Below are 2,848 nucleotides of genomic sequence, written 5' to 3' on the forward strand. Positions count from 1 at the left end.
CAGCTCCCTGCCGATCGGCTCGCTGGCCGACGCGCTGGCCTATCCCGACGCGGGCACCCTGCACAGCACCGAGGCGCTGCAGCGGGTGCTGGTGCAGGCCCGGCTCGGCGCGCTGACCGGGCAACTGGACGTGTTCGACAACTGGTCGCTGCGGCTGTCGCCGGGCGAGCAGCAGCGGCTGGCGTTCGCGCGCGCGCTGCTGCAGAAGCCCGACTACCTGTTCCTCGACGAGGCCACCAGCGCGCTCGACGAGGAAACCGAGGAAGCCATGTACCGCCTGATGGTGGAGTCGCTGCCCGGCGCGGCCATCGTCAGCATCGCCCACCGCAGCACGGTGGCGGCCTTCCACGGCCGCCGCCTGCGCTACGTGGCCGCCGACGGCGCGCACTGGGAGGCGGAGCCGGACGGGCGGGGGGCGCAAAGCGGGCAAAGTGGGCAAGCAGAGGCGGCTGCGGTAAGCTATCGGGTCGTACACGAAGCGTGAAGGCGGGTGTGGCCGCGGCCTGCGGCGTCCCCGCTGCCGCGCGCACCCATCACATGGCAGGCCTCGAAAAAGATACTCCCCATCCCACCGCCCTCACCGTGCACACCCAGTCGCGCGTGCTGGAGGTGGGCTTCGACAACGGCGCCAGCTTCCGGCTGCCCTTCGAATACCTGCGCGTCAACTCGCCCTCGGCCGAGGTGCAGGGCCACGGCCCCGGGCAGGAAGTGCTGCAGACCGGCAAGCGCGACGTCGCCATCGCGGCGGTCGAGCAGGTCGGCAACTACGCCATCCTGATCCGGTTTTCCGACGGACACGACACCGGCATCTATTCGTGGGAACTGCTGTACCGCCTCGGCGCCGAGCAGGACGCCATCTGGCAGGCCTACCTGAAGCGGCTGGAGGCGGCCGGGATCGACCGCGACGCCCCGATGCCCGCCGCTGGCGGCCACGCCTGCGGCAACCATTGAGCCCGGGCGCCGCGCGCGCCTGCCGTCGCGGCCATCGGCACGATGACCGGCACGACCACCGCCGCGCATACCGACGAGATTACTGAATTACGGAGCAAGCCATGAGCGAAACCCATTTCGGGTTCGAGAAAGTCAGCGAAGAGGAAAAGGCCGGCAAGGTGGCCGGCGTGTTCCATTCGGTGGCGAGCAAGTACGACGTCATGAACGACCTGATGTCGGGCGGCATGCACCGGCTGTGGAAGATGTTCACCATCGCCCAGGCCGGCGTGCGGCCGGGCTTCAAGGTGCTCGACATCGCCGGCGGCACCGGCGACCTGGCCAAGGCCTTCGCCCGCCAGGCCGGCCCGACCGGCGAGGTCTGGCTGACCGACATCAACGAGTCGATGCTGCGCGTGGGCCGCGACCGCCTGCTCAACAAGGGCGTCGTCACCCCGGTCTGCCTGTGCGACGCCGAGCACATCCCGTTCCCCGACAACCACTTCGACCTCGTCACGGTGGCCTTCGGCCTGCGCAACATGACCCACAAGGACGCCGCGCTGGCGGAGATGCGCCGCGTGGTCAAGCCGGGCGGCAAGGTGATGGTGCTGGAGTTCTCCAAGGTCTGGAAGCCGCTGGAAAAAGCCTACGATATCTACTCCTTCAAGGTGCTGCCCTGGCTGGGCGAGCGCGTGGCCCAGGATGCCCACAGCTATCGCTACCTCGCGGAATCGATCAGAATGCATCCAGACCAGGTTTCACTTGTACGCCTGATGGAACATGCGGGCCTGGAAAATGTCGAATACTTCAATCTGACGGCCGGGGTCGTGGCTCTTCACGTCGGGCGGAAGTACTAGACTGATATAGGCTCAATGAAGATGAGCGAACTTGACAGGGGAAGTGCAAAAATGTCGCAAATTCGCGGAAAATTCATGGCGGCGGTGCTGATCGGCACCCTCGCTCTCGGCATGGCGCTGGACGCCAATGCCAAGCGGCTGGGCGGCGGCTCGCGCAGCTTCGGCAAGCAGTCGTCGAACGTGACGCAGCGCCAGCAGACACCGCCGCAGCAAGCGCCCAGCCAGACGCCGGCCCAGCAGCCGGGCCAGCAGGCCGCGCCCGCCGGTGCCGCGGCTGGCGCCGGGGCAGCCGCCGCGGCCGCGCCCAAGCGCAACTGGGGCGGCATGCTGGGCGGCATCGCCGCCGGCCTGGGCATCGGCTGGCTGCTGTCGCACTTCGGCCTGGGCGGCGCGGCGATGAGCTTCCTGTCCAACCTGATCCTGATCGCGCTGGCGGCCTTCGTGGTGATGTGGCTGATCCGCAAGTTCCGCGGCGGCGCCGGCCGCGCGCAGCAGCCGGCCTATGCCGGCGGCGGCCTGGGCGGCATGAATGGCGGCTCGGTCGGCAGCAGCGAGCCGGTCCTGCGCCAGCAGGTGCCCGGCGGGGCGGCCAATCCCGTGATGCCCGCGGCCGGCGCGGCCGCGCCGGCGATGGCGGGCGCCGCGCAGCCGTGGGGCGTGCCGGCCGATTTCGACACCGCCGCCTTCCTGCGCAACGCCAAGGTCTACTACGTGCGCCTGCAGGCCGCGTGGGACGCCGGCAATCTCGAGGACATCCGCGAGTTCACCACGCCGGAAATGTTCGCCGAGATCAAGATGGATCTGGCCGAGCGCGGCGCCGAGGTCAACAAGACCGACGTGGTCACGCTGGAAGCCGAGCTGCTGGGCATCGAGGACAGCCCGGCGCAGCATCTGGCCAGCGTGCGCTTCTCCGGCATGATCCGCGAGAAGGCGGGCGAGCCGGCGCAGCCGTTCGCCGAGGTCTGGAACCTGGCCAAGCCGGTCAGCGGCAGCGGCGGCTGGGTGCTGGCCGGGATCCAGCAGGTGTCCTGAGCCTGCCGGCCAGGCGGGCTGCCGCCCGCCTG

Annotated in this window: 4 protein-coding genes; all 4 read left to right on the forward strand. The window is 69.6% G+C overall.

Features of this window, described 5'->3' with window-relative positions; all coding sequences use genetic code 11:
- Nucleotides 1–484, forward strand: a 484-nt coding sequence (locus tag K206_RS39620) for an ATP-binding cassette domain-containing protein (RefSeq protein WP_043367223.1), incomplete at its 5' end; no start/stop codon positions are given.
- 53 nt (nucleotides 485–537) lie between these two features.
- A complete protein-coding gene (locus tag K206_RS0129065; RefSeq protein WP_029044216.1) occupies nucleotides 538–951 on the forward strand; it encodes a gamma-butyrobetaine hydroxylase-like domain-containing protein in 414 nt (137 codons plus the stop codon).
- A gap of 101 nt (nucleotides 952–1,052) precedes the next feature.
- Nucleotides 1,053–1,784, forward strand: a complete 732-nt coding sequence (ubiE, locus tag K206_RS0129070; protein WP_020205876.1) for a bifunctional demethylmenaquinone methyltransferase/2-methoxy-6-polyprenyl-1,4-benzoquinol methylase UbiE — start codon at nucleotides 1,053–1,055, stop codon at nucleotides 1,782–1,784.
- 51 nt (nucleotides 1,785–1,835) lie between these two features.
- On the forward strand, nucleotides 1,836–2,816 hold the full coding sequence (locus K206_RS0129075) for a Tim44 domain-containing protein (protein WP_029044217.1): 981 nt from the start codon (nucleotides 1,836–1,838) through the stop codon (nucleotides 2,814–2,816).
- Nucleotides 2,817–2,848 lie beyond the last annotated feature (32 nt).

This window comes from Cupriavidus sp. WS, assembly GCF_000395345.1.
In the GTDB taxonomy this organism is placed as follows: Bacteria; Pseudomonadota; Gammaproteobacteria; order Burkholderiales; family Burkholderiaceae; genus Cupriavidus; species Cupriavidus basilensis_B.